The 23333-nt window shown below is 41.2% G+C and carries 30 protein-coding genes and 1 tRNA gene; 12 read left to right on the forward strand and 19 right to left on the reverse strand.

From position 1 onward, the window contains the following. Positions 1–19 precede the first annotated feature (19 nt). The 3 genes from ARCPR_RS00220 to larE all read right to left on the reverse strand — a co-directional run bounded on the left by ARCPR_RS00220 (position 20) and on the right by larE (position 2140). Positions 20–1009: a transcription initiation factor IIB gene (locus ARCPR_RS00220; protein ID WP_012939458.1), complete on the reverse strand. Its 990-nt coding sequence runs from the start codon at positions 1007–1009 to the stop codon at positions 20–22. After that, on the reverse strand, positions 918–1250 hold the full coding sequence (locus ARCPR_RS00225) for an H/ACA ribonucleoprotein complex subunit GAR1 (protein ID WP_048084283.1): 333 nt from the start codon (positions 1248–1250) through the stop codon (positions 918–920). Before ARCPR_RS00225 ends, ARCPR_RS00220 begins: the two co-directional genes overlap by 92 nt. 110 nt (positions 1251–1360) lie before the next feature. Further along, a complete protein-coding gene (gene larE, locus ARCPR_RS00230; RefSeq protein WP_012939459.1) occupies positions 1361–2140 on the reverse strand; it encodes an ATP-dependent sacrificial sulfur transferase LarE in 780 nt (259 codons plus the stop codon). Positions 2141–2221: 81 nt separating this feature from the next. Here larE and ARCPR_RS00235 point away from each other — a divergent pair, with 81 nt between their 5' ends. After that, entirely contained in the window at positions 2222–2803 is a 582-nt protein-coding gene (locus ARCPR_RS00235) for a metal-dependent transcriptional regulator (protein WP_012939460.1), read from the forward strand. Here ARCPR_RS00235 and ARCPR_RS00240 read toward each other — a convergent pair. The 4 genes from ARCPR_RS00240 to ARCPR_RS00250 form a co-directional block, all read right to left on the reverse strand. Further along, positions 2800–2994 (reverse strand): DUF5371 family protein, encoded by a 195-nt coding sequence (locus ARCPR_RS00240; RefSeq protein ID WP_012939461.1) that lies wholly within the window; start codon positions 2992–2994, stop codon positions 2800–2802. The two genes, ARCPR_RS00235 and ARCPR_RS00240, sit on opposite strands and share 4 nt — an antisense overlap. Positions 2995–3112: 118 nt before the next feature. After that, a tRNA-Ile gene (locus tag ARCPR_RS00245) sits at positions 3113–3187 on the reverse strand. After that, positions 3178–3699 carry a YkgJ family cysteine cluster protein gene (locus ARCPR_RS09455; RefSeq protein WP_187286411.1) on the reverse strand — a complete coding sequence of 174 codons (522 nt, stop codon included), beginning with the start codon at positions 3697–3699 and terminating at the stop codon, positions 3178–3180. Before ARCPR_RS09455 ends, ARCPR_RS00245 begins: the two co-directional genes overlap by 10 nt. Beyond that, a complete protein-coding gene (locus ARCPR_RS00250) occupies positions 3699–4046 on the reverse strand; it encodes a hypothetical protein (RefSeq protein WP_012939463.1) in 348 nt (115 codons plus the stop codon). The genes ARCPR_RS09455 and ARCPR_RS00250 overlap by 1 nt, the downstream gene beginning before the upstream one ends. 82 nt (positions 4047–4128) lie before the next feature. Here ARCPR_RS00250 and ARCPR_RS00255 point away from each other — a divergent pair, with 82 nt between their 5' ends. Then, on the forward strand, positions 4129–4539 hold the full coding sequence (locus ARCPR_RS00255) for a secondary thiamine-phosphate synthase enzyme YjbQ (RefSeq protein WP_012939464.1): 411 nt from the start codon (positions 4129–4131) through the stop codon (positions 4537–4539). On the opposite strand, the gene ARCPR_RS00260 is transcribed toward ARCPR_RS00255, so the two are convergent. Further along, positions 4522–5067 (reverse strand): XTP/dITP diphosphatase, encoded by a 546-nt coding sequence (locus ARCPR_RS00260; protein WP_012939465.1) that lies wholly within the window; start codon positions 5065–5067, stop codon positions 4522–4524. The genes ARCPR_RS00255 and ARCPR_RS00260 overlap by 18 nt on opposite strands. 46 nt (positions 5068–5113) lie before the next feature. Here ARCPR_RS00260 and cofC point away from each other — a divergent pair, with 46 nt between their 5' ends. Then, positions 5114–5734: a 2-phospho-L-lactate guanylyltransferase gene (cofC, locus tag ARCPR_RS00265; RefSeq protein WP_012939466.1), complete on the forward strand. Its 621-nt coding sequence runs from the start codon at positions 5114–5116 to the stop codon at positions 5732–5734. Here the strand turns inward: cofC and ARCPR_RS00270 are convergent. Then, on the reverse strand, positions 5709–6230 hold the full coding sequence (locus ARCPR_RS00270; RefSeq protein ID WP_012939467.1) for a YbhB/YbcL family Raf kinase inhibitor-like protein: 522 nt from the start codon (positions 6228–6230) through the stop codon (positions 5709–5711). The two genes, cofC and ARCPR_RS00270, sit on opposite strands and share 26 nt — an antisense overlap. A 38-nt stretch (positions 6231–6268) precedes the next feature. Here ARCPR_RS00270 and pscS point away from each other — a divergent pair, with 38 nt between their 5' ends. Next, positions 6269–7381 carry an O-phospho-L-seryl-tRNA:Cys-tRNA synthase gene (pscS, locus tag ARCPR_RS00275; RefSeq protein ID WP_012939468.1) on the forward strand — a complete coding sequence of 371 codons (1113 nt, stop codon included), beginning with the start codon at positions 6269–6271 and terminating at the stop codon, positions 7379–7381. A 35-nt stretch (positions 7382–7416) separates the two neighbouring features. On the opposite strand, the gene ARCPR_RS00280 is transcribed toward pscS, so the two are convergent. Both ARCPR_RS00280 and ARCPR_RS00285 read right to left on the reverse strand, forming a co-directional pair. After that, positions 7417–7827 (reverse strand): hypothetical protein, encoded by a 411-nt coding sequence (locus ARCPR_RS00280; protein ID WP_012939469.1) that lies wholly within the window; start codon positions 7825–7827, stop codon positions 7417–7419. Beyond that, positions 7824–8378, reverse strand: a complete 555-nt coding sequence (locus ARCPR_RS00285) for a TATA-box-binding protein (RefSeq protein WP_012939470.1) — start codon at positions 8376–8378, stop codon at positions 7824–7826. Before ARCPR_RS00285 ends, ARCPR_RS00280 begins: the two co-directional genes overlap by 4 nt. Positions 8379–8464: 86 nt before the next feature. Here ARCPR_RS00285 and ARCPR_RS00290 point away from each other — a divergent pair, with 86 nt between their 5' ends. The 3 genes from ARCPR_RS00290 to ARCPR_RS00300 are packed head-to-tail and all read left to right on the forward strand — an operon-like array spanning position 8465 to position 13451. Next, positions 8465–9733, forward strand: coding sequence for a DNA repair exonuclease (locus ARCPR_RS00290; RefSeq protein WP_012939471.1), 1269 nt, complete (start codon positions 8465–8467; stop codon positions 9731–9733). Positions 9734–9735: 2 nt separating this feature from the next. After that, entirely contained in the window at positions 9736–12342 is a 2607-nt protein-coding gene (gene rad50 / locus ARCPR_RS00295; RefSeq protein WP_012939472.1) for a DNA double-strand break repair ATPase Rad50, read from the forward strand. After that, positions 12339–13451, forward strand: a complete 1113-nt coding sequence (locus ARCPR_RS00300) for a DNA double-strand break repair nuclease NurA (RefSeq protein WP_012939473.1) — start codon at positions 12339–12341, stop codon at positions 13449–13451. The genes rad50 and ARCPR_RS00300 overlap by 4 nt, the downstream gene beginning before the upstream one ends. Here the strand turns inward: ARCPR_RS00300 and ARCPR_RS00305 are convergent. Genes ARCPR_RS00305 through ARCPR_RS00325 form a run of 5 tightly spaced genes read right to left on the reverse strand, consistent with a single transcriptional unit; the run spans position 13434 to position 16946 of the window. Further along, positions 13434–14300 (reverse strand): LLM class oxidoreductase, encoded by an 867-nt coding sequence (locus tag ARCPR_RS00305; RefSeq protein WP_048084284.1) that lies wholly within the window; start codon positions 14298–14300, stop codon positions 13434–13436. The genes ARCPR_RS00300 and ARCPR_RS00305 overlap by 18 nt on opposite strands. Further along, positions 14267–14557, reverse strand: coding sequence for a translation initiation factor eIF-1A (gene eif1A, locus ARCPR_RS00310; RefSeq protein WP_083772945.1), 291 nt, complete (start codon positions 14555–14557; stop codon positions 14267–14269). Before eif1A ends, ARCPR_RS00305 begins: the two co-directional genes overlap by 34 nt. A 4-nt stretch (positions 14558–14561) precedes the next feature. After that, positions 14562–15530: a tyrosine--tRNA ligase gene (locus tag ARCPR_RS00315; protein WP_012939476.1), complete on the reverse strand. Its 969-nt coding sequence runs from the start codon at positions 15528–15530 to the stop codon at positions 14562–14564. A 55-nt stretch (positions 15531–15585) separates the two neighbouring features. Beyond that, positions 15586–16173 (reverse strand): 50S ribosomal protein L15e, encoded by a 588-nt coding sequence (locus ARCPR_RS00320; RefSeq protein WP_012939477.1) that lies wholly within the window; start codon positions 16171–16173, stop codon positions 15586–15588. 38 nt (positions 16174–16211) lie between these two features. Then, positions 16212–16946 carry an alpha/beta hydrolase gene (locus ARCPR_RS00325; RefSeq protein WP_012939478.1) on the reverse strand — a complete coding sequence of 245 codons (735 nt, stop codon included), beginning with the start codon at positions 16944–16946 and terminating at the stop codon, positions 16212–16214. A gap of 87 nt (positions 16947–17033) precedes the next feature. Between ARCPR_RS00325 and ARCPR_RS00330 the strand changes: the two genes are divergently transcribed. Genes ARCPR_RS00330 through purL form a run of 4 tightly spaced genes read left to right on the forward strand, consistent with a single transcriptional unit; the run spans position 17034 to position 20443 of the window. Continuing rightward, positions 17034–17585 carry a hypothetical protein gene (locus ARCPR_RS00330; RefSeq protein WP_012939479.1) on the forward strand — a complete coding sequence of 184 codons (552 nt, stop codon included), beginning with the start codon at positions 17034–17036 and terminating at the stop codon, positions 17583–17585. Continuing rightward, entirely contained in the window at positions 17561–17887 is a 327-nt protein-coding gene (locus ARCPR_RS00335; RefSeq protein WP_012939480.1) for a hypothetical protein, read from the forward strand. The genes ARCPR_RS00330 and ARCPR_RS00335 overlap by 25 nt, the downstream gene beginning before the upstream one ends. A 22-nt stretch (positions 17888–17909) precedes the next feature. Next, the gene (gene purS, locus ARCPR_RS00340) at positions 17910–18152 is read left to right on the forward strand and encodes a phosphoribosylformylglycinamidine synthase subunit PurS (protein WP_012939481.1); all 243 of its coding nucleotides are present in this window, start codon (positions 17910–17912) and stop codon (positions 18150–18152) included. Between the two features lie 5 nt (positions 18153–18157). After that, positions 18158–20443, forward strand: a complete 2286-nt coding sequence (purL, locus tag ARCPR_RS00345) for a phosphoribosylformylglycinamidine synthase subunit PurL (RefSeq protein ID WP_012939482.1) — start codon at positions 18158–18160, stop codon at positions 20441–20443. Between the two features lie 77 nt (positions 20444–20520). Here the strand turns inward: purL and ARCPR_RS00350 are convergent, their stop codons facing one another. From ARCPR_RS00350 to rsmA, 3 genes are read right to left on the reverse strand one after another with little or no spacing between them, the layout of a single operon-like run. Then, on the reverse strand, positions 20521–21087 hold the full coding sequence (locus tag ARCPR_RS00350; protein ID WP_245526138.1) for a HemK2/MTQ2 family protein methyltransferase: 567 nt from the start codon (positions 21085–21087) through the stop codon (positions 20521–20523). After that, positions 21014–21277 carry a hypothetical protein gene (locus ARCPR_RS00355; protein ID WP_012939484.1) on the reverse strand — a complete coding sequence of 88 codons (264 nt, stop codon included), beginning with the start codon at positions 21275–21277 and terminating at the stop codon, positions 21014–21016. The genes ARCPR_RS00350 and ARCPR_RS00355 overlap by 74 nt, the downstream gene beginning before the upstream one ends. After that, positions 21274–22029: a 16S rRNA (adenine(1518)-N(6)/adenine(1519)-N(6))-dimethyltransferase RsmA gene (gene rsmA / locus ARCPR_RS00360; RefSeq protein ID WP_012939485.1), complete on the reverse strand. Its 756-nt coding sequence runs from the start codon at positions 22027–22029 to the stop codon at positions 21274–21276. The genes ARCPR_RS00355 and rsmA overlap by 4 nt, the downstream gene beginning before the upstream one ends. Positions 22030–22163: 134 nt before the next feature. Here rsmA and ARCPR_RS00365 point away from each other — a divergent pair, with 134 nt between their 5' ends. Next, positions 22164–23291, forward strand: coding sequence for an asparagine synthase C-terminal domain-containing protein (locus ARCPR_RS00365; protein ID WP_012939487.1), 1128 nt, complete (start codon positions 22164–22166; stop codon positions 23289–23291). Positions 23292–23333 lie beyond the last annotated feature (42 nt).

The raw sequence follows: 23333 nt of genomic DNA on the forward strand, positions 1-23333 counted from the left end.
ATTTAAAGCTATTCAAAAATTAGAGAATGATGTCAATTCCCAACTTTTCAGCCAATTCTTTGTATCTGTTCCTTATGGTGACTTCGGTAACGCCAGCGACTTCGGCGACCTCTCTCTGAGTTCTCCTCTCTCCGCACAGAATTGAAGCTATGTATATAGCCGCTGCAGCAACTCCAGTTGGACCTCTTCCGCTTGTCAATTCTCTCTCTTCGGCCTTCTTGATTATCTCAATAGCCTTTCTCTGCACCTCACCACTTAGACCTAGAGCAGCGCAGAATCTTGGAACGTAGTCCGCTGGGCTTGTGGGCATGAGCTTTAAGCCCAATTCTCTCGCAATGAACCTGTACGTTCTTCCTATCTCCTTTCTATCAACTCTCGAATACTGTGCAATCTCGTCCAAAGTTCTAGGCACACCAGCCTGCCTGCAAGCAGCGTATAAAGCTGCAGCAACAACTCCCTCAATACTCCTACCCCTGATAAGGTTTTTCTCAATGGCCTTTCTGTAAATGACTGCAGCTGTTTCTCTAACGCTCTTAGGCAGTCCTAAGGCTGATGCCATTCTGTCTAGTTCACTCAAAGCGAATGCAAGGTTTCTTTCAGTAGCGTTGCTTATTCTAATCCTCCTCTGCCACTTTCTAAGCCTAAACAGCTGTGCTCTAGTCCTTACGGAGATTGCCTTTCCATAATAGTCCTTGTTGTTCCAGTCGATGATCGTAGTTAGACCTTTATCGTGGATAGTATATGTTATAGGAGCTCCAACTCTGCTCCTCTTCTCTCTCTGCTCGCTGTCAAATGCTCTCCACTCAGGTCCAGCATCGATATATCTTTCTTCGATAACGTAACCGCAATCCTGACAGATTAATTCACCCCTCTTGTAGTCTCTAACTATCCTCGGGCTACCACATTCAGGGCAGACTTCAATTATTTCCTCTTTTTCTATCTCTTTTACCTCTTCCTTTTCCTTCTCCTTTTCCTTTTCTACCTCCCTTACCTTCTCCTTTTCTACCATAATCCTCACCCCCTTCAATTACAAACAATTCATCGTCAAACCTTCTCAACACCTTCCTATCTTTTGGACGGATTAGAATGAACGGTGATTTTACTGGCCCAATTATGTCATAAACGTAACCTATTTTCTCGAGCTTTCTGTTACAAACTTCAGAACCAATTTTTGGGAGTTCCTTGGCTTTTACTACTATGAATCCTGACTTCGACACATGACTAACTTTACCGATTTTCTTCAGCCTCATGGTCGATCCTATTTAAGTTTTGCGAAAGCCAATTTATATGTGTGTTGACTCTGGTATATAAATTTTTTGGTCGAACCAGTGGTTCACAAATTAGCATAGTTGAAGGGTAGCTAGAATCTGCTGTAGCCTTCCAAATTTAGTGTAACGTACTTGTAACCCAAATCCTTTAAACTCTTTGAGAGGTAATCCATCAAATCAACATTGAAAAACTTAGATCTCTCTTCTCTACCAACTTCTACAATTGCTATATCTCCATAATCCCTTACCCTTACAACCTTGAAGTCGAGATCCCTTACGATGCTTTCAGCTTTTTCAATTCTCCTCAACCTCTCATGCGTTATTCTATGTCCAAAAGGTATCCTCGTGGCTAGGCAAGTCGTTGGGGGGTTGTCGTGCACACTCAGACCTAGCTTCTTTGCAATCGATCTAATCTCCTCCTTATCAATTCCCACTTCGATCCACGGACTGTATACACCTTCTTCAACAACAGCCCTATAGCCCGGTCTGTATTCATTCAATTCGCTTACGTTGGTTCCCTCGACTATACATTCTACACCGACTGCACTCGCAAACTCCTTCACCATCCTTATCATTTTCTTTTTGCAGAAGTAACATCTGTTTTCGTCATTCCTTACAAAGTTTTCATCGTTGAGTAGATCAATTTCAAGAATGTAATGGTCAACTCCAATCTCTTTGGCAACAGACTTCGCATATTCAACATCGTATTTTGATAAAACTTCCGATACTACCGTTACAGCAAAAACTCTCTTAATAACATCTTTGCAAAGCTTGGTAAGCGTAACACTGTCAACTCCTCCGGAGAACATCACAACTACGCCGTTCTTCCCAATTTTCGATATGAATTCCTTTAGTTTTTCAATTTTTGACACGAATTCTCAGATGTCTTTCTGGAATATCACAATTTCGCAGAATTAGAAAAACCTTTAATTTAAGGGTTTTAACCTAAGCTTGTGGAAAGGGTTGAGGAGTACCTCGAGGCCATACTCGATATACAGGAGAAGGAGAAGAGAGTTGTTAGGACGAGTGATATAGCTAAGAGACTAAACGTTAAGCCGTCAAGCGTTACGGAGATGTTTATTAAACTGAAAGATATGGGCTACGTTGATTATGTTCCTTACAGAGGTGTTGTTCTAACTGAGGATGGAAGACGGATAGCAGAAAAAATAAAGAGATATTATAAGATATTTGAAAAGTTTTTCAAGTTTCTAGGCGTTGATGAGGAAAAGGCAAAAGAGTTGAGTTGCGAACTGGAGCATCACGCTGATGAGAAAGTTGTTGAAAGGATATGCACAATAATATCGAGCGTATGCGACATCTGCGATGAGTGCAAGTTTGAAGAGTTGCCTCTTTCGGAGGCTGGAAAGGGTAAGTATGTAGTTCTGATCGCACCTAAGAGCGCGAAAGATCTAATCAAAGTTGGAGATAGAATCGAGGTTATAGAAAACAATGATACAATAAAAATTAAAGTTGGTGAAGAAATCTTTGAACTTTCGAAAGACTTTGGTAAGAAGATAATTGTTAGGAAGGCTTAAGACTTCTTTTTCTTTTTGATAATCTCTTCTATCTTCTTCTCAAACGTATCTTCGTGGATGTACGGGCACCTCAAGTAGTGCTCAACGGCTTTAGCCAGCGCATCCTTTGTAGTACTCTCTCCCGTTTTTCTCTTCAACTCTTCTAAAACGTCTTCAGGCAAGACGGTTTGAGCGTGGACGATCTTCGTCAAGGCTCATCACCTCTAATCATTATTATGGCAAGTGGTATATAAGCTTTGCTCATGATTGTGATGAATATGTATTGAAGATAGCTATTAGCTGTCTTAGGAAGTATTTTGGAAGAAGTAGTGGGCCCGGAGGGATTTGAACCCTCGACCGCCCGGTTATGAGCCGGGCGCTCTGACCTGGCTAAGCTACGGGCCCTTAATCGTATTACTCAACTCAAGATTTAAATTTTTCTCTAACTCGTTGAGCTTAAGAAAGGCGGCGAGTTCTTCTTTACTCGGCTCCAAGCTTATGAAGAGTTCGTAGAATTTCATTGGTATTTTAACAGGCTTGATATCTTTTTCATCAACCTTGTATTCAACCTTATCGGGATTAAACGCCTTCAAGAATTTATTAAAAGATCTCAGGGCTGGACAATTCACACCTAAATCACCCGTCAAAAGTGGATACTCCCTACAGCTTTTTGGTCTAATCTCGTGTATCGTGCATTTGTTATCCTTCAAAAATGGACAGGGCACTTTGATAGGGTGAGAAAATTCCTTAAATTCATCAAGACCGTCTATACAATCCAATTCGATACCTTCTACGTACACTTTACCAGTTTTTGGATCGTAAACGACTTTACTGAGCTTTTTACAACACTCCCCGCACATCCTACAAACAAAAGGAATTCTGACCTTCAAACCCCTCACAACGCATTCTGCATACATCATGCGTAACCTTTCCTCAACTCTTCCTCAGCATACGTTTCTTCCAAAATATCTTTTTCAAGAGTCTTTACAAGTTCATCTCTACCCTTCTCCTCAAGAATTCTAACGAGCCTTGAGAAATCCGCAACTATCATCCTTGCCTTTTCGATGTCTTGCAAGGCTAAACTCATACCGGTGATCCTACCTATCATGAGAATTGCAAACAGGAGCTTGTCACCACTGTATTTGCTCTTTAGGAATTCAACGGCCTTTTCATCGTCGAGCTTACGCCTTATTATCTCAACGACATCTGCTGTTATCTCAGCGGCCTCTCTTGCGCTGAGTCCAAACTGTTTATAAAGTATCATGGTAAACAACAATGTTTCGAAATATTAAGGTTTTTTGAAATTAAACGAAAGCGTGATTAATGGCCCTGTAAGATTGTAACTCATGATAAAAGTCGTAGAAGTTGAATTGGACACGAACGAAATGGCGGATATAACGGATGAAGTCAGAAGGTTCGTTAAAGAGAGCGGAAAGGATGAAGGAGCAGTCTTAGTCTTCTCGAAGGGATCAACTGGCGCGGTAACAACGATTGAGTACGAGCCGGGCTTGAAGAAAGATTTTCCAAGGGTGATGGAGAGAATAGCTCCCTACGACGATTACTACGAACATCATAAGACGTGGGGTGATGATAACGGTTCAAGTCACGTGAAATCTGCAATAGTCGGAACGAGCTTGGTTGTTCCCTTTAAGAACGGAGAACTCTTGCTTGGAACTTGGCAACAGATAGTCGTAATAAACTTCGATACAAGAAGGAGAAGAAGAGAAGTAATCCTCCAGCTACTTCAAGCTCTTTAGATACTCGAAGAAACTTTCGAGAGCTCTTCTCCTATGAGAAACTTCATTTTTCTCCTCACCCATCTCGGCAAAAGTCCTATCACCGTATTCAAATATTGGATCAAACCCAAATCCCTTATCTCCTCTCATCTCTCTAGCAATTTTCCCATCTACCCTTCCCTTGAATGTTAAAACCTTTTCACCATCCCAAAATGCTATAACCGCTAGGAAATATGCTCTCCTATCTTCAACACCCTCCATGAGTTTTAGAATTCCCTCATTGCCTATGGTTTTGAAAACGTATGATGAGTACGGTCCGGGAAATCCCTTCAAGGCCTCGATAAATAGACCGCTATCCTCCAAAAAGAACGGTTCTTTAATTTCCTCAGCTAAAAGCTGAGCGCTTATCCTAGCAATTTCTTCCAAATCGCTCCCCTGCGGTTCCAAGTACTTCCTTCTTATCCAATCAATTTCAATCCCATATTTCTTTCCTATCTCTCTAACTTCTCTAAACTTCCCTTCGTTCGATGTTACGAAGTATACCTTCATGTAGGAAGTTTGATCAACGTTTTATAGACCTTTGCAAATTCGTTTTATGCTCGTACTAATACCTTTCAAACCCGTTAACCCTAAGACGAGGCTGAGTAAGGTTATGAGAAAAAATGAAAGAGAAAATTTTGCGAGGTGCATGCTCTTGGATGTTTTAGACGCTTTGAGTAGCTTCGATTGTGATATAAAAATCATCTCAACGCATCCCTTCAAAATTGAAAGTTATGATGTTGTAGTTGACAGCAGAGAGCTCGATGATGCCATAAATTCAAGGATTGAAGGAGAGACAGCTGTGATAATGTCTGACATCCCTTTAATAAATTCCAGAATACTCAGAAGGTTTTTCGAAAGCGAGGGAGATGTGGTCATAGCTCCGGGGAGAAAGGGAGGAACAAACATGATAATCATCAGAGATAGGAAATTTAAGGTCAGATACTACTACTGTAGCTTCTTAAGACATTTGGAGTTTGCAAAGAGTTTGGATCTGAAATGTACAGTCTTTGACTCGTTCTATGCAAGCGTTGACATAGATACGCCAGACGATTTACTCGAGCTGATGATACATGGAGAGGGAAAGAAATCTTACGAGTTCCTCTACTCTATCGGTTTCAGGATAAAATATGAGAAAGAACCAAAGCTTGTCAGGATCTCGAATACTTTCCCATGATTTCACCATACTGAATCACATGATTCTCAATAGCCCTCTTAAGCTCGTCCTTACTGTATTCCTTCCATTCCAAAACCGTATCGAGAACGTAGACTTTGAAGTAGTACCTGTGAACGCCGGAAGGTGGGCAAGGCCCTCCGTAACCGTAGAATCCGAAGTCGTTTTTACCTTGCATGGCCTTAAAGGGTTTCTCTATTAACTTACCTCTTGGAATTCCTTCAGGGATTTCGCTTATGGGAGGTACGTTGTATATTATCCAGTGTGTGAATGTTCCCATGGGAGCATCGGGGTCTTCAACTATGATGACAATACTTTTGGCTTTAGGATCCAAATTTTTCAAAATCAAAGGCGGATTTATGTCGTCTCCGTCACATGTATACTTTTTTGGGATGAATTCACCGTTCTCGAAGACTGATTTAACATCTACTTTTTCAACACTCTTCTGAGCACATCCAAAGATGAGGAAAGCCAAAATTAAAGCTGTAATCCACCTCATCGCAACTTAATTAAACTTGGTAAGGTATCAACCTTTCGATGTTTGTTGAGAGAAAGGTTAAAGACTTCATAAACATCGATCCTCTTCAAACTGGTGGCAAACTTACAGAAGATGCAAGGAGAATGCTTGTAGAATGGGGTGACGGGTATAGCGTTTGCGATTTTTGCATGGGAGATTTGCACGGTATAAAAAATCCGCCTATCGCAGATTTTATCAAAGATTTGGCTGAATTTCTGGGCTGTGATGTTGCAAGGGTTACTCATGGAGCAAGGGAAGGGAAGTTTATGATCATGCACAGCTTGGCAAAGAAGGATGGAATAGTTGTTGTTGATTCAAACGCTCATTATTCAACATTTGTATCAGCGGAAAGGGCTGGTTTGAACGTTGTTGAGGTTGAGAACAGCGGATATCCTGAGTATAAGGTTATTGAAGAAAGATATGAAGATGCGATTGTAGAGGCTAGGAGGAAAGGGGATGTTGTTTTAGCTGTTTTAACCTATCCAGATGGAAACTACGGAAACCTTCCCGATGTTAAGGCCGTTGCGGAGATTTGCCACGATAAAGGAGTTCCCTTACTATTGAACTGTGCATACTCAATTGGCAGAATGGAAATCAAAGCTGAAAAACTTGGTGTTGACTTTGTCGTTGGAAGCGGACACAAATCTATGGCCTCAGCCGGGCCGATTGGAGTTGTGGGGATGTTTGAGGATTACGCTAAGGTTGTCCTGAGAAAATCCGAACGTTTCAAGAACAAAGAAGTCGAGCTCTTGGGTTGCAGTGTTAGAGGTGTCCCTCTAATGACTTTGATGGCCTCCTTCGATCACGTTAAGGAGAGGGTTAAGAGATGGAACGAGGAGGTTGAGAAGGCCAGATGGTTCGTTAGAGAGTTTGAATCTCTAGGATTTGAGCTTTTGGGTGAAAAACCTCATAACCACGATCTTCTACACTTTAAAACGGATAAGATTTACGAAATTTCAAAAAAAGTCAAGAAAGGTGGTTACTTCCTCTATCACGAGCTTAAGAAAAGGAATATTCACGGAATAAAGCCGGGTAGAACTAAAAGCATAAAGCTTTCAACTTACCTCGTTCCGAAAGATGATTTAAGAAAGGTTGTTCAGGCTTTCGAGGAGATTTTGGATAAGTACGGTTGACGACTCTTAAAAAGTTGTTGGGAGCTTGCAGCTGCTCATCCCAAAACTCTCTTCAAAAATCTTAAGACGTCTTCGAACTCTTCCTCCTTGTCGAAGTAGAGAGTCCTAACGGCGAATATTTTAGGTCTCTTTAACTTTAACCTGATTACCATGTTATCTCTATCGACTTCGTATCCCTCCACATCTTCAATTTTTGTTCTGAAGGGCTTGTAGACGATCTCGTTGCCCTCAATGAAGTAGTACCTTACTTTTCCAAGCGTTATTATGGTGTAAAGGAAGACCATCAGAGCAAAGATCGTGAAAATTGCCAAAGAAGAAATGAGTTTGCTACTGTAGATGATTCTAAAAATCGTGTAAATTAGCCCGACAACTATTAGTCCAAAACCCAATGCGAGCCATTTCTTTCTAGCAACTCTATTGTTTACAGCTCTGTAACTCCAGATCATAGCAATCCTAAGCTTTCAAGCTCCTCCGCTATTTTTTCAACTGCTCTTCTCGCATCGTCAGGAGTTTTGCCTCCAGTAACGACCATCTTACCAGAGCCAAATATCAGAACTACAACTCTAGGATCTCTAAGTCTGTAAACTAAGCCGGGAAACTGTTCGGGCTCGTATTCCACATTTTCTAAACCTAAACCTATCGCTATTGCATTCAAATTCAAATCTGTTCCCAAATCTGCCGATGCTACTATGTTCTGAACTTTCACTTCAGGCTCTTCTATGACAGGTATTCCCAAACTTCCTACGATCTTGACTATCTGCTTTACGACCCTTCTAGCATCCTCAACACTCTTAGATCCGGTACATACAACCTTCCCGCTTCTGAAAATTAAGGCTGCAGCTTTAGGTTCCTTAGTTCTTAAAACCAAGCCGGGGAACTGCTTTGGCTTGTAATCAGCATCTGGTATTTCCCTCGCAATCTTGTTCAAATCGATGTTTTCTCCTATCTGAGTCGATGCTACTACATTCTCAATTTTTATCTTAAAATCTCTCGTCATAATTAACACCCTTTTTAAACTGCTTTTAAACCCTATATATACTTTGCTCGCAAAAAGTGTTTATACATCGTAAACGTTCGAATGTCGTGAAATTCGCACATCTGGCAGATGCCCACTTAGGATACGAACAGTATCACTTACCATTTAGGGCTGAAGACTTTGCAAAATCGTTTAAATTTGCTGTAGAGAAAGCAATTGAAGAGGATGTAGATTTTGCGATAATATCCGGCGATCTCTTCCACAGAAGCAATCCCAACCCGAAGACGATCAAGCAAGCCATAGATATCCTTTCTATGCTGAAAGAGGAGAACATACCGATCTTTGCAATTGAAGGCAATCACGATAAGACTGTTAAAGACGTATCGATATACGATCTGCTTGAATCTCTCGGTCTACTGTACAAACTCGGTCTGAGAAGGAAGCTTGTCGAAGGTGAGTTTGTCAGATCTAAATCTTTTGGAGATTACAACTTAGTTTATGGTGTTTTCGAAGATTTCAAGATATTTGGCGATACACACCGCTCATCTCATCAGTTTAAATCGCTCATGGAAGAAAAATACATACCAAGCTGCGATATCGCAGTTTTGCATCTATCTGTGAAGGAGGTAGTCGATTTGGATATCAAAGACGATTACGTAACCATCAGCGATCTTCCTAGGGCTAAGTACTACGCTTTGGGCCATGTCCACATACCTATAAAGAAGAACGTGAACGGCTCTTGGTTTGTCTATCCCGGTTGTCCAGAAAGAAGTGATGCGAGAGAGTATTCCATCAAAATAGACTATTTCGATGATTTTTGTGTCTCTGAAGGTTGTAAGAAAGGACTATTCATAGTTGAAAACTTTAAGCCGAGATTTGTTGAAGTTAGCTGTAGGGACTTAATATCTGCAAACATTTCCGCGAAAGATCAAAGAGATGCCGTGAATAGGGTTAAAGAGATTTTGGACTACTTGAATTCAGAATCCATCTTAATACTAAGAATCTTCAGCGAGAGCGTAATAGATTTGGAAGATTTGGTTAAGATTGTTGAAAGAAGGGTTAGACACGTTAAGATTAGTCTCGAAAGAATTTCGAAGGAGAGAGAAATTAAAATAGAAAGGCCAAGCGAGTTCTTTACGGAATTCGAGCTGAGTCTTCTAGAATTTCTGAAAAGGCCCGACTTCGACAACTTCATCAATACTGTAATAGGTTTAATCGAGAAGGAGTTTAAATTGAGGGATTTCAAGGTTTTAGATGATTTTAAAGTCAAGAGCGTTGGCGTTGAAAATGAAGATAAGAAAGAAGATAAAAAAGATGAAAAGAAAAAGTTGGTTAGGAAGAACAGAAGAACTCTTTTCGATTTCGTGGAGGGGTAGGGATGCTCATAAAGTATGTGGAAATTGAGAACTTCAAATCACACAGAAGTTCGAGGGTGGAATTTGATAGAGGTGTAAATCTCATAGTTGGTAGGAACGGTGCTGGTAAGACATCTATTCTTGAAGCCATAGCCGTAGCACTTTACGGTGTTAAACACGGTGTTAAACCTTCTGGGGTTAAGAAAGACGATCTGATCAGAGATTCTGCAAGCAGATACGAGATAAGACTAGGTTTCGATTTTAACGGTCGCGATTGTCTGATAGTGAGAAGTAGCGACGGAAACTCCTACTTGAGATGTGACAAACTCCTCGAAGGTGATGAAAGGATCAGAGAGTGGGTGGAAAGAAACGTAGCTCCCTCTCACGTGTGGTTGAACGCCATATACGTTAGACAGGGAGAGATTGATGAGATAGTCAAGGATGACGAGAGGAGGGAGAAGATAATCAAGAGAATAACGCAGATAGAGGATTACGAAAGGGCTTGGGAAAATCTGGGTAAGGTGATCAAGCACTTCAAGGAAGAGAAAAGTAGGCTCGAAAAGGAGATTAAAGCTGAAAGCGATGTAGAAAACAGGATCAAAGAAGTGAAAGAGGAGCTTGAAGCAAAGAAAAGAGAGCTTGATAAAAAAATGATTGAGCTAAGAGATGTTGAAGAAAAATTAGCTGAAGCTGAGGCTGAGAAGGAGAGAGTTGAAAAGTTGAGAGAGAAGTTCGAAGAGCTGAATAGAGAGAAGGAAAGCATTGAGAAACACGCTGGAAAGATTGAAGAAAGAATCAGAGGTCTTAGGGAGAGAAGAAACGGCTTAAAGAAGGAAATTGAGGAGCTTAAATCGAGGGTTAGGAGGCTTGAGGAAATAAGGGGATATGCTGAAAAATACATTGAGCTTAGAGAGGAGTACGAGAAAACTTTGAAAGTGGAAAGGGAGCTTAAGGAAACCTTGGCAAGACTTGAGTCGGAAAGGAATGGAGTAATCAGATTGTTAAGCGATCTTGAGAATAAAAAGAAGAGATTGAACGAATTGAAAGGTAAGCTTGAGGAAGTTGAAAAAAGGAAGTCTGAAATCGAAGGCAAGGCTTTGAAATACGAGGAGATAAAGGTAAAACTTGAAAGATTGAGGGAGCTTGAAAAAACTTGTAGACCTTTAGAGGAGATCGAAAGAGAGCTTGAGGAAGTTGAAAGAGCTAAGTTGAAGCTTAAAGATGTTGAGAAAGATGAAAGGAATTTGCTGGATATGAAAGCAAGATTAGAAAGCGAAATTGAGAGGTTGAAAGAAGCTTTGAATGCATTAAAATCCGCGAAAGGTGTTTGTCCGACATGTGGTAGGCTTCTGAGTGAAGATGATCGCTTAAATCTCATAAAAAGTTACACGAAGAAGTTAGAAAACGTTAGAAAAGATTTGATTGAAATCGAGAATAAATTGGAGGATATAAAGAACGTAAAGAAAGAACTTGAAAGCGTAATTTCGGAGGAAAGCAGGATTTTAAGGGAATATGAGCTTGCTAAGGAGTTGGAAAATTTAAAGAAGTCTACTAAGGGTTTCGAAGAAGCTGAAGCTGCTTGGAAGGAGTACAGAAAGCTAGAAGAGTTGGCCTTGAAGCTGTCTGCTGACATATCAGTAATAGAATCTGATCTTAAATCTGAACAGGAGTTGAACTCAAAGTTGATTGAGCTAAACTCGAAGATTGATGAAGTTGAAGAAAAATTGAGCAATCTGAAAAAAATTGATGAAAGCACTTTGAAAGAGCTTGAGTCTTATTACAACGAGTTTAACAGACTTGTAAGTGCGAAGCACGATTTGGAGAGAAAGCTTGAGGAACTGAAATCTTGTGAATCTGAAATCGTCAAAGCTGAAGATGAACTTTCAGAAACCCTAAAAAGGCTGGAAAGCTTGAAAAATGAGATAGAAGCTCTTGGCTATAGTGATGAAACTTACAGGAATGTTTACAACCTATATACTGAACTGAGGAGTAGATACTTCGGTCTTAGAGAGGGCGTTGAGAGACTCAAAGATCATATAAAAACCCTCGAGAAAAGTGCTGAGGATTTGGAAAATAGGGTGAAGAAGCTTAGGGAAAAGAGGGAGAGAGTTGAGAAGATAGGCAGAGAAGTGTTACCAAAGCTTGAAGAGATAAGAGAAAAATTCAGAAAGTACAAGGTAAGTCTGACGGAATACGCTTTCAAAGAAGTTGAGAAAATAGCAAGTGAAATTTTTGAGGAAATGACCGATGGAAAGTATTCGGGAATAGTTCTTAAGAGAGAGGAAAAAAGGAAAGAGAAGGTCACAGTAAAGGTGTTGTATCAGGGTGCTGAGAGGGACATAAGCTTCCTAAGTGGTGGAGAACTTATTGCTCTCGGCTTAGCCTTCAGGTTGGCTCTTTCGGTTTTCATGATTCAGGGGAAGATTCCACTGCTTATTCTGGATGAACCGACTCCATTCTTGGACGATGAGAGAAGGAGAAAGCTCGTGGATATAATGAACCGCTATCTAAAGAAGATTCCACAGGTTATAGTGGTTACTCACGATGAAGAACTTAGAGACGTTGCTGACAAAGTTATAAGGGTGGAGTTGCACGGCGGAGTTTCTAAGGTTATGGAGGGTTTTGAATGAGGAGGCTGAGCGATGCGATATTTCAAGATCTACCCGATAGATTGGAGGAGATACTAAAGAGCGTTGAAAATGCGATATTATCATTTGAAGACCTCTTTCACTGGAATGAATTGCCAAATGCAAGGAAATGCAAGGCTTTTGGAGTTGATGGAAGTAGAAGCATGGAAAAAAGATGCGGTGTTGTTGTTTACGCTGTCTCAAGTGTTGGGGTTGGAGATAGGATACTTGAGCTCCACGATCTTTCTGTTGTAGAACCTATCAAACACATTGAGAAGAGAGTTGAGATGCACATGCAAACAAATGAAGCTAGAATAGGAATATTTGCTGATGGACTGATTCTCCTTGATGGTGCTTTGAGCAACTTACTCTTTCTCATAAAAAGGCCTAGAATAACGGAGCTTTACGATATAGAGAAGCAGATAAACGATAAAACGATGAACATACTCAAAGATTTTGCAAATGAACTCGATGAATGGATTGATAGCTTGAATGAGGGAATTTCCAAAGGACTGTTCCAGAGAAGGACTCTTCTGAGCAGGGATAAGGATAGCGATCTCAGAATACTTTTTGAATTTGTAGAATTCTTGCATGCTTACGACAGATTACTTGAGAAAGAAGTTGTTTCGATTGCCAAAAACGTCTACGAGAGTAGACTCTCAATGCTCAAGAACAACTTTGAATACTATAGGGTGACAGATCAGGCTGTTGTGGATTATCTCGTTGCAAAGGAGTTTGGATTCGAGAAGGCGGGATTTTTCAAGTTCTCCTACAACGTTAGAGGGGAGGAGAGTATGATAGCAGATCTCGTGAAGGAGCTTGAATTTAAGAACATTGAGAAGTTAAGGGTCTATCCGTGTTACGTGAGGTTTAGGGATTACGGTAACGTGTACTTGATGGAATCTAACGTTGAAATTGAGAAGGTCTTACCGATGGTGGTTGGGCTGGAGGTGGACGGTTACCCCTTCCCTCTCATTCACGCACACAGATATGCGGAAATTAAAAAGGCTGAAATGAAGGCTATGATGGTAACGCTGATGAACGCTCTTGCAAATAAGCCCGAGTTCAGAATACTCTTGAAACACCCTAGAAGCTCACTTGAGGGACACTAGAATTTTTTCGAACTGTTCAACGGAGTTTGGATCCCTAAAGAAGGGATCACCCAAAACGACGTGATCGCAGATTTTGAGTACTTCCTTTAAACGTCCAACTAAGCTTTCAAAATCTCCGGCTATGGCAAATTTGTCTATTAAAACATCTTTGTACCTCTTTATCTCATCGGGAATTACATTCAAACTCTTTCTATCAGCTATAACTCTCAGGAAATCAAGTTTGGAAATTTCTCTGCACATGCCGTCGTACTTGAAAGTCTTTACGAAATTCCTATTGCTACACGAGACCATGGCACATGCTATGAGCAAATCAAATTCGAATTCGCTTGGAAGTATTAGTGAAGGGGCGTAAGCGACCTTGTAAACTTCTCTCTTCAGAAAACCGATTATCCAACTCAAATGCTCCGGATGAGCATAGTTGAAGAGAATTCCATCGACAATCTTTGATGCTTCTGAGGTTATCTTTGGCCCAGAACAACCACAGAAGAGGAGATCTACTTCCTTTCTCAAAGATTTCAGGCAGTCTAGAACAGCTTTCAAGCCGGAATAACCTCTCAACTCTCCAGCACCTATTCCGAGTGCAAAAGTAGTGTCTCTATGCTCCTCTACGAGATTTCTAAATCTTCTAAGAATATCCTTACAGCCAAAATCTACCGTTACAACACCGAAACCTACGAAATCGACATAATCGGCAATAAGATCGGCAACGTAAAATGGGTCCTTAAACAACGGATTGTAACCTACCCACACAGCCTTAAAACGCTTTGCAATCCTAACAATCTCCTTATCTTCAAGATCTCCGTTTATATTTACGCTTAGAATGTCAAGTAACCCTTTCTCTCCAACCATTCAACCTGTGGATTAGTGTACCTCCAGATTATGTCACATCTGTCATCCTGAAACGGCCAAGGAACGATTATAACAACATCGCCTTCTCTAATCCATATTCTCTTTCTCAGTTTACCCGGTATCCTTCCGAGTCTCTCCTTCCCATCCTCACACTTAACTTTGACGTGTCCACCCCCGAGCATTGCCGTAACTATTCCGAACATTTCACCTTTACTTCTATCTGGCAACCTTACCCTTACTACCTCCTCTTCCGCCAGTTTATCACCCCCTTTCGAGTTTTTCCCTTACACCTTCGAGTATTTTGTTTAAATACTTTGCTACAGCCTTCTTCAAATCTAACGGGTGAAGCTTGCCCGATTTAAAGTCCGAAATAAGTTCATCAGGAGTTTTGTATGTAACATCCCCTCCGTACTTTTCCTCCCTCTCAACCTTAAATTCTCCAAAGCGGGGGAAGATATGGTAGAGAGCTATCTGAATTATAGGGTTGTTCTCTACTTCTCCAGCCGGACAGAACGCTTTCCTTATCTTCTTCTCAACCTCCTCAGCCGAGTCCCTGACGGATATGTAGTTACCCTTTGAAGAACTCATCTTTTGCCCATCTAAACCGAGTAAGATCGGTGTGTGAAGACAAATCGGAGCTTTGTAACCCAATCTTGGCAGATTTTCCCTTGCAAGCATGTGTATCTTTCTCTGGTCAGTTCCACCAACAGCCAAATCAACACCTAAATGTGCTATATCCAAAGCCTGCATGAGAGGATAGATCATCTGAGAAACCATCGGATCCTCCTTCCTCCTACTAACCTCGTCCATACTCCTTCTCGCTCTGTTTACAGTTGTGATCCTCGCCATCTTTAACACATCCAAGACGTAATCCCTCTCAAGCTGATATTCACTACCCAAAACGAACTTAGCCTTGCTTTCATCCAAGCCCAAAGCTATGAACGCTTTTTTATTGAAGTCAGCGATTTTTCTAATCTCGTCAAAATCACCTTTCTCGTTGAGATAAGCGTGAACGTCTGCCAAAAGAACTACAATCTCGAAACCAGCCTGCTGTAAGTCTATAAGCTTCTGCACGGTCATCATATGACCGAGGTGAATCTCTCCGCTCGGCTCGTATCCAACGTAAGCCCTCGGTTTCTCCTTAGTTTGTAGAAGCTCCAACAGTTCCTCCTCTGTAACTATCTCGACTGCATTCCTCTTGATCAGCTGAAGTTTGGATTCCAAGTCCATGAGAGCAAAAGGGGGAGTTGGATTTAAAAGACTACGCAAAGAGGTAAAAATAGCTTTAATCTTTCTTCTTTCTGAAGTTAGCTCTCAAGGACGGTCTAATTTTCTCAGCACCCTTACCTTTCCTCCTTAAACCTCTCGCCCTCCTTCCAGCTGAAGTGAGACCTCTGTAAACCCTTCCCCTCTGCTTTGCAATTTGACTCAGCTGAGGATCGCTTAGAATTGCTGGATGGCTTCTGTCAACGAGAATAACTTCGAACCACTTGTACCTACCGTCCTCTCCAACCCAGTATGAGTTCAGCACTTCCATGTTCGGATACTTCCTGTTTGCCCTCTCTTCTGCAATCCACTGCAAGTTCTTCTTGGGCGTTTTCCTGTTTACCATGAGGTTTCCGACCTTTCTTCCCTTGTTAGGCCTTGTAGCCCTCCTTCCTCCCCTCCTAACTCTCACTCTCACGACTATGACTCCCTGCTTAGCTTTGTAACCTAAGGCTCTCGCTCTATCCAACCTTGTAGGTCTTTCAATCCTGACAACAGCTGGTTCTCTCCTCCACTTCTGCAACCTTTCCCACATTAGCTGTCCAACTATGCCTTCCCAAGGTCTCTTCCACATCTCCCTTATGTAAGCGTACATTGACGATGCCATCTTTAGGGCATTCAAAACGGTGTTAATAAATCTTGCCTTCAGACTTCAACTACTCTCCATCTCTCTTCCCAAGCCTCACCTTTAACATAATTTCCAGCGACCCATTTCGCAACGCTCTCCATTACAATCCCATATTCCCTCAGCCTGTGACCGCCGTTTCTTACTTCCAGGAAGTAGGCATCCTTCGCATTCTCATAAAGCCTTTTGCTACTCTCAAACGGAATTACATCATCTTTATCACCGTGAACGAGCAAAATCGGACACCTAACTTTATCAATCCACTTAATAGGTGCGAAATCCTCAACATCTCTTTTGAAGTTCTCGTAGAACTCTTCAAAACTTCCAACACCCTTCAAACTCTTTCTTATGATTGCATGATCGTACGCTTTCTTAATCAAATCTTTTCTCATCACATCAAAGCAACAGGGCGTAGCCAAAAGAGCTAGGCTTTTCACAGCTTTCAACCTCGCAACGTACGTTGCGGGCACACCACCTAAGCTGAAGGCAACGAGATGAACGCTCTTAAACTTTTCAACGATTTCTATTAGATCCTCAACCCAATTTAGAATCTCGAACTTCCCCTTACTCAAACCCGTTCCAGAAAAATCGAATATTATAGAATTCAAACCTTTTTCACCAAAAAATTCTGCCAATTCGTCGTAACCCTTAGCTATAACCGGTAGAGGTTCATAAGGTAAACCGTGACAGATCACAACCACGTTTTCAGCGTAAATTCTAACGAAGTTTCTGCCGATTGTCGTGTCTAAGAACATCAGTATAAGTTTTGATTTAAAATACTAATAAAGTCTTCGACGAAATAACAAAAATTATTTAATCCATCATAATTAACAAAACGACTGATGCGTTATAGATTAAATTGGACTTATCCGAATTTAGGTAGTTATCATGGTTACAAACCTCCTCTAAGAGGCAGTCTAAAGGAAAGACTTAGAGATGCATTAAGTTTAGGTATCATGCGAATTGAAGTGCCATTCGACTTAATTAGAAGAGAAAATAAAGAATTCATAAAGTTAAACAAAAACGTTGGAGATATTCCAACAAAGGATGATTTTTCTATCCTTTACGATGTTTCAGGCTTTGATGGGAATTACATTTTGCATACCGATCCTGAGTTAAAACCGTATCACAAGTTATACTGGAATAAGAGGGAATGGAGGCAAAAATACCTCGGATCAATTATAGATTTTGTAGATTTTGTAGGAACAAATCCATCTGCAATCGAGTTCCATCCAAGCAGTAAAAAAAGAAGTAATGGATTATTACCCTTAATATTGGAATCTTTTGATATATTCGATAGTCACGGCATTTCATCAGTAATTTTGATTGAAAACAGAACAAGAAAGTATATATATCTACGATTTCTGATATGCTTAAATTCTATGAATTGTTAAAAATTAATTTATCTGAAAAAGAATTAAAGCTGTTTGGATTTTGTATTGATGTATCACAACTTTATAAACAAATAAAATCTGATCCAACAGAAGAATTAAAGGAATTTCCCAAAGAACTCATTAAGGCTTGGCATTTACACTTTGAACATAAATGTCCATCCGATCACGACCCTATAAACTGGAGAGAAATTATTCGTTTAATACATCCTGAAGATTTTTGTTTGCCTGAAGTTTTGAGTTCTAAGAGGAATGTAGTAAAGACAATAAAATACTTCGAAAATTTAGTCTCGAAAACGTTTTGAAATGTAGCAATCACAAGGTTTCATGATTGCTGAGGTCTTCATCGAACTAAAAAAAGGAGTCATGGATGCTGAAGGAGAAGCAGTTAAAAAAGCTTTGAGGCTCTTGGGCTTTAAAAAGGTCAAAGGGGTTTCAAGTGTTAAAGTTTACAGGATTGAGATAGACACAAATAGCAAGGAGGAGGCGGAGAGGGAAGTTAGGGAGATGTGTGAAAAACTCTTAGCTAATCCCGTAATTCAAAACTATAGAATAGTTCTTAAGGAGTGATAGGCATGTATAGGGAGATATACCCTCAGGTTTACGAGATCAACGTTATTAATGCAGGTGACGAAGATTTGATGAAGATAAGCGATGAGTTGGGCTTAGCACTGAATCTGAATGAAATGCGTAAGATTAAGGATTACTTTACCAAAAAGGGCAGAAATCCTACCGATATAGAACTTCAGTCCATAGCCCAAGCTTGGAGTGAGCACTGTTGCTACAAAAGCTCGAAGTGCTATCTGAGGGAGTACCTCTTCGGTATTGAGAAGGATTACGTAATCTCAGCCATAAAAGAGGATGCTGGAGTCGTGGAATTCGATAATGAATACGCTTACGTTGTAGCTTTGGAATCACACAATCACCCCTCAGCCATTGAGCCTTACGGTGGTGCTTCAACGGGTATAGGGGGAATTTTGAGAGATGTTCTTTGCATGGGTGCTCAGCCAATCGCTTTAGTCGATCCCCTCTTTTTCGGAAATTTGGACATTAAAGATTTGCCTAAGGGTGTTAAGCATCCTCTCTACCTGCTCTTCGGAGTCGTTGCTGGAATAAGGGATTATGGAAATAGAGTTGGAATTCCAACCGTTGGAGGAATGGTATTCTTCGATGAGAGCTACGTAACGAACTGTTTGGTTAACGTGGGTTGTGTCGGGATAGTTAGAAAGGATAGAATCGTCCATTCGAGAGTTGGAAACGTAGGAGATTTGTTTGTGCTTGTGGGTGGAGCAACTGGGAGAGACGGAATTCACGGTGTTACGTTTGCATCGAAGGAGTTGAGTGAAAAAAGTGAGGAGGAAAGAGGAGCTGTTCAGCTTGGTAATCCTATAATGAAGGAGCCTCTAATTCACGCTTGCTTGGAAGTTGTTGAGAAGGGTCTCGTAACGGGAATGAAGGATTTGGGAGGAGGAGGCTTGAGTTGTGTTATTAGTGAAATGTCCTACGCTGCAAATTGCGGTGCTGAGGTTTACTTAGACAAGGTTCATCTAAAAGAGGAGGGAATGGCTCCTTGGGAAATATACATATCAGAAAGTCAGGAGAGGATGATGCTGACGGTCAATCCGAAGCATGTGGATGAAGTCTTGGATGTCTTCAAGAAATGGGATGTTCCGGCTGTTGTTGTGGGAAAGGCTATTCCGGATAAGGTTGTTAGGGTATATTGGAAAGGCTACAAGATTTACGAACTCGATCTAGATTTCTTACTTGGAGCTGTAGAATACTGCAGACCGTATGTGGTCAAGAGGATTGAGAGAATTGATGAGACTTCCAAGCCGAGCGATCTCAAAGGGGTTTTGCTCAAGATGCTGGAACATCCGAATGTTGCTTGTAGAGAGTGGGTTATAAGGCAATACGATCACGAAGTTAGAGCTTGCACGGTTTTAAAGCCTCTGCAGGGTAGAATCAACAGGGAAACGCACGGAGATTGTGCTGTGATAAAGCCGACAGATTCTTGGAGGGGTTTGGCATTAACGACGGATGTAAATCCTTGGATGACTAAAATGGATCCTTTCTGGGGAACAGCAAGTAGCTTTGACGAGATGGTAAGAAATTTGGTAGCCGTTAATTCAATCCCGCATAGCTTTGCTGACTGCTTAAACTTCGGAAATCCAGAAAAGCCTGAGAGGATGGGTGAATTCGTTCAGAGTGTCAGAGCTCTGGGATGGATGGCTAGGGGTTTTGGTTTGCCTTGCGTTAGCGGAAACGTGAGCTTCTACAACGAAACTCCGTACAGTGCTGTAGCTCCAACACCGACACTCATGGGAATTGGTATAGTTGAAGACATTCGCAAAGTCGTGAGCTCGAACTTCAAGGGGAAGGGAGAAATCGTATTGGTGGGAGAAACATTGAAGGAATTCGGTGGAAGCTTGTACTGTGCCGTAACAGGACAGAGAAGCACAGTAGTGCCGAAAACTTCTCCGAAGAGACTTAAGAGATACGTAAATGCCATGCTCCAAGCTTTTAAGGAGTTCAAGGTCTATGCTTGTCACGATCTTGCTGAAGGAGGATTGGCAGTAGCTTTGGCTGAGATGTGCATAGGCGGATTCGGTTGCAAGGTAGATTTGAGCGAATTGAGGGGAGAGGACTACGTGAAGCTGTTTTCGGAATCCAATACAAGATGGCTTGTTGAAGTTGACAATGCCGAGGATTTTGTTAAATTCATGAAGTCTAAGGGATTGAGTGTCTACGCAATAGGAGTTGTTGAGGGTGATGAAATTGTCGTAAAGAACTGCTTCAGAGTGAGTGTTGAAGAGGTTGAGAAAGTTTGGAGAAACGGCCTCGTTAGGTTTACTGGGTGGTGAACCTCAGGAACGGGTGGAGTCATCACAGGTCAGTTCGCCCTCGTTTCCTCATCGGTAAAGTGAGTTTGCCTGATAGCTTATAAACTTTCAATCTTCAAAGCGTAAAGCTCCTCGAAGAAGAGGTACCTCTTGGCTACGATCTTCCATCTGAATCCCCTCTTTTCAATCTTTTCGAAGACGTGCGGAACATTGAATGACGAAACTATTAGTATTATTCTACCCCTTTCATCCAAAACATCTCTCACCAAATCCAAAAATCTGCAAATAACTTCAATGCCCCCTTTACCACCATCTATAGCTTTCTCAAGCCAGTCACCCTTCCTTTCAATCTCATCGAGCTCCAAGTATGGCGGGTTAAAAAGAATGAGTGTAAACTTCTTCCTAATCCCCTTAACGAGATCAGTCCTAACGACATCGATCCCCTTTTCCCTAGCCATTTTGCATGCAAATGGGTTTATATCTGTCGCAAGCAAAAACTGACATTTCTCCTTAATTTTTTCTGCGACAAAACCGCTCCCGACACCTACCTCCAAAACCTCATCATCTTCTCTAACTTCTCTCAAAGCTACTTCAAGCAAGAGTTCCGAATCTTCTGCCGGCGGATATACGGTATCTAACGTAAAATCCATCCTCTCTCTCTTCATATCCCTCAATCTCCGCATCCAAATCGGAAAGCCAAATCAAGTCTTCGAAGTAGTCGTAAAGTCCACACGAGTAATAAAGAATTCTACCGCTGAATTTCACAATGAAGTAATTTTCTCCCTTCTCAACTAACTCAGCCCTAACTTCAGGCTCATGAATTCTGTTAAATTTCTTGACAGCTTCCTCGATCATGCTACCTCATCCGCAATCTTTGCATAGACCTTAGCTGGAATTTCTTCAGGTCTTTTGTCTCTATATTCCTCAGGAACTTCTGCCTTATAACCCCTCTCCTTACACCACTCCTCAACTATCTTTCCAAACTTCTTCCTTCTCCTCGAAAATGCAAATCTAACCAAATCCTCAAAAATCTCTTTATTTTCAACAACTACTTCAGGCTCTGGAAATATTCGAACAATGGCAGATTCGACTTTTGGTCTGGGTCTGAAAGCTTTTGGAGGAATGATGTCTAGGATTTCTGCTCTGCAGTAGGCTTTAGCTACAACGCTCAGTCTTCCATACTTCTTGCTACCTTCCCTTGCAACCAATCTTTCCGCAAATTCTTTCTGATACGTAACCACCGCCAACTTGAAGTCATGCTTGAGCAGTTTAAAAGTGAGAGGTGAGGAAATTTGATAAGGTATGTTCGCCACAAACTTGTCAAACTTGGGAAAATCAACCTTCAAAGCATCCCCCTCAATCAGTACAAACCTTCCACTTTCTATCTCATCAGCAAATTTCTCTCTAAGTATCTTACAGAATCTCGAATCGATCTCAATTCCGTAAACTTTCTTCACACTCCTTAGAAGAAGTCTTGTCAAATTACCTAGGCCACATCCAACCTCTAAGACTACATCGTTGTAGCTCAAATCTGCATAGCGAACTATCTTGTAAAGGTACTTTTTGTCTACGAGTATGTGCTGCCCTTTGGATTTTAGGAGTTTCATGCTATCGACCTAGGTACTGCTTCGATGTTAAACTTTTTTAAGGCTATTTCAAGTGCCAAACTGTCCAAAATTAGTTTCTTGCTATACATGATCTTTCCTCGTAACCTTAATTTTAGTTGAATTAACGTAACTTCATGTCAATTTACGCCTTTGCAGAGATGGAGGAGGGAAGAGCTAAGAGAATTTATGCAAGTACGAGGTATCCTTCAAAGCAAATCGGCAATATATTTGCGGATTGCGATGACGAAATCAATTTGAAATACGCTGACGAGTTACCGCTCAGAATTCAGGGTTGCTATGCTCTAGTAGCTTTTCGCCCATCTCACATTCTGCTTTCGAGAGATGTTCTAGCTGGAAAACCCCTTTACTTTGATAACACAACTTTGACGTTCTCCTCATTCAAGCACTACTTCGAAGAGGAGCCTTTAGAGGTTCTAGGTGGAGAAGTAGTTAAGATAAGTTACGAAGGATACGTTCTGGAGAGAAAGCGTTTCAAGTTTGAAGATGTCTTCAAGCCAGCCGAGATTGAAATTGAAGAAGCTAAAGAGAGAATTTTAAGATTGCTCGAAAGCTATCGGAGTAAGATAAAGAATGGCTGTATAGCGTTTTCTGGCGGAGTAGATTCGTCACTTTTGGCAGGTCTTTACGATCTTCCACTTGTAACTGTTACAGCATCGAAGGAAGAAAAGGAGTGGGTAAAGGAGTGCGCGAGGAAGCTCGGCAGGGAGATAGAGATTTACGAGTTCGATGAAAATGTCGTTAAAGAGGTTCTACCCGATGTTATGAAAGCTATAGAGATGCAGGATAAGTTGCAGTTATCTATAGCTGTTCCGGTTTACCTCTGCATGAGATTTGCAAAGTCCTTGGGATTTAGCGAGATCGTTTTTGGGCAGGGAGCAGATGAGCTTTTCGGGGGATACAAGCGGTATGAGAGTATGGATTACAGAGATCTCGAGTTCGAGTTAAGGAAGGATTTAATGGAGATTGGAGAGAAGAACCTTGTGAGGGACAACAAAATAGCCTACACGAACGAGATAAAATTACATACGCCATATCTCCAATGGGATTTGATAAGGATCGCCATGTCCATTCCAGTCGAGCTTAAGATAAAGAGGAATGGTGAGGTAATTAGAAAGCTCATATTGAGAGAAGTAGCAAAGGAGGTAATTCCAGAGGAGATGGCATACAGAGATAAGAAGGCGATACAGTATTCAACTAAAACTGCAAAGATGCTAAAAAAGGTATTGAGAGATTTGCAGTAAGCAATACTGGGAAGTAGATCTATGGTTGGACGATTAAATCTT

This window comes from Archaeoglobus profundus DSM 5631 (assembly GCF_000025285.1).
In the GTDB taxonomy this organism is placed as follows: domain Archaea; phylum Halobacteriota; class Archaeoglobi; order Archaeoglobales; family Archaeoglobaceae; genus Archaeoglobus_B; species Archaeoglobus_B profundus.

Excerpts from the sequence above, each read along its gene's own strand:
- ARCPR_RS00220 (WP_012939458.1), bottom strand. The coding sequence starts at position 1,009 with ATGGTAGAAAAGGAGAAGGTAAGGGAGGTAGAAAAGGAAAAGGAGAAG.
- ARCPR_RS00225 (WP_048084283.1), bottom strand. The coding sequence starts at position 1,250 with ATGAGGCTGAAGAAAATCGGTAAAGTTAGTCATGTGTCGAAGTCAGGA.
- ARCPR_RS09455 (WP_187286411.1), bottom strand. The coding sequence starts at position 3,699 with ATGTATGCAGAATGCGTTGTGAGGGGTTTGAAGGTCAGAATTCCTTTT.
- ARCPR_RS00250 (WP_012939463.1), bottom strand. The coding sequence starts at position 4,046 with ATGATACTTTATAAACAGTTTGGACTCAGCGCAAGAGAGGCCGCTGAG.
- ARCPR_RS00255 (WP_012939464.1), top strand. The coding sequence starts at position 4,129 with ATGATAAAAGTCGTAGAAGTTGAATTGGACACGAACGAAATGGCGGAT.
- ARCPR_RS00260 (WP_012939465.1), bottom strand. The coding sequence starts at position 5,067 with ATGAAGGTATACTTCGTAACATCGAACGAAGGGAAGTTTAGAGAAGTT.
- cofC (WP_012939466.1), top strand. The coding sequence starts at position 5,114 with ATGCTCGTACTAATACCTTTCAAACCCGTTAACCCTAAGACGAGGCTG.
- ARCPR_RS00270 (WP_012939467.1), bottom strand. The coding sequence starts at position 6,230 with ATGAGGTGGATTACAGCTTTAATTTTGGCTTTCCTCATCTTTGGATGT.
- pscS (WP_012939468.1), top strand. The coding sequence starts at position 6,269 with ATGTTTGTTGAGAGAAAGGTTAAAGACTTCATAAACATCGATCCTCTT.
- ARCPR_RS00280 (WP_012939469.1), bottom strand. The coding sequence starts at position 7,827 with ATGATCTGGAGTTACAGAGCTGTAAACAATAGAGTTGCTAGAAAGAAA.
- ARCPR_RS00285 (WP_012939470.1), bottom strand. The coding sequence starts at position 8,378 with ATGACGAGAGATTTTAAGATAAAAATTGAGAATGTAGTAGCATCGACT.
- rad50 (WP_012939472.1), top strand. The coding sequence starts at position 9,736 with ATGCTCATAAAGTATGTGGAAATTGAGAACTTCAAATCACACAGAAGT.
- ARCPR_RS00300 (WP_012939473.1), top strand. The coding sequence starts at position 12,339 with ATGAGGAGGCTGAGCGATGCGATATTTCAAGATCTACCCGATAGATTG.
- ARCPR_RS00305 (WP_048084284.1), bottom strand. The coding sequence starts at position 14,300 with ATGGTTGGAGAGAAAGGGTTACTTGACATTCTAAGCGTAAATATAAAC.
- ARCPR_RS00315 (WP_012939476.1), bottom strand. The coding sequence starts at position 15,530 with ATGGACTTGGAATCCAAACTTCAGCTGATCAAGAGGAATGCAGTCGAG.
- ARCPR_RS00320 (WP_012939477.1), bottom strand. The coding sequence starts at position 16,173 with ATGGCATCGTCAATGTACGCTTACATAAGGGAGATGTGGAAGAGACCT.
- ARCPR_RS00325 (WP_012939478.1), bottom strand. The coding sequence starts at position 16,946 with ATGTTCTTAGACACGACAATCGGCAGAAACTTCGTTAGAATTTACGCT.
- ARCPR_RS00330 (WP_012939479.1), top strand. The coding sequence starts at position 17,034 with ATGCGTTATAGATTAAATTGGACTTATCCGAATTTAGGTAGTTATCAT.
- ARCPR_RS00335 (WP_012939480.1), top strand. The coding sequence starts at position 17,561 with ATGCTTAAATTCTATGAATTGTTAAAAATTAATTTATCTGAAAAAGAA.
- purS (WP_012939481.1), top strand. The coding sequence starts at position 17,910 with ATGATTGCTGAGGTCTTCATCGAACTAAAAAAAGGAGTCATGGATGCT.
- purL (WP_012939482.1), top strand. The coding sequence starts at position 18,158 with ATGTATAGGGAGATATACCCTCAGGTTTACGAGATCAACGTTATTAAT.
- ARCPR_RS00350 (WP_245526138.1), bottom strand. The coding sequence starts at position 21,087 with ATGAAGAGAGAGAGGATGGATTTTACGTTAGATACCGTATATCCGCCG.
- ARCPR_RS00355 (WP_012939484.1), bottom strand. The coding sequence starts at position 21,277 with ATGATCGAGGAAGCTGTCAAGAAATTTAACAGAATTCATGAGCCTGAA.
- rsmA (WP_012939485.1), bottom strand. The coding sequence starts at position 22,029 with ATGAAACTCCTAAAATCCAAAGGGCAGCACATACTCGTAGACAAAAAG.
- ARCPR_RS00365 (WP_012939487.1), top strand. The coding sequence starts at position 22,164 with ATGTCAATTTACGCCTTTGCAGAGATGGAGGAGGGAAGAGCTAAGAGA.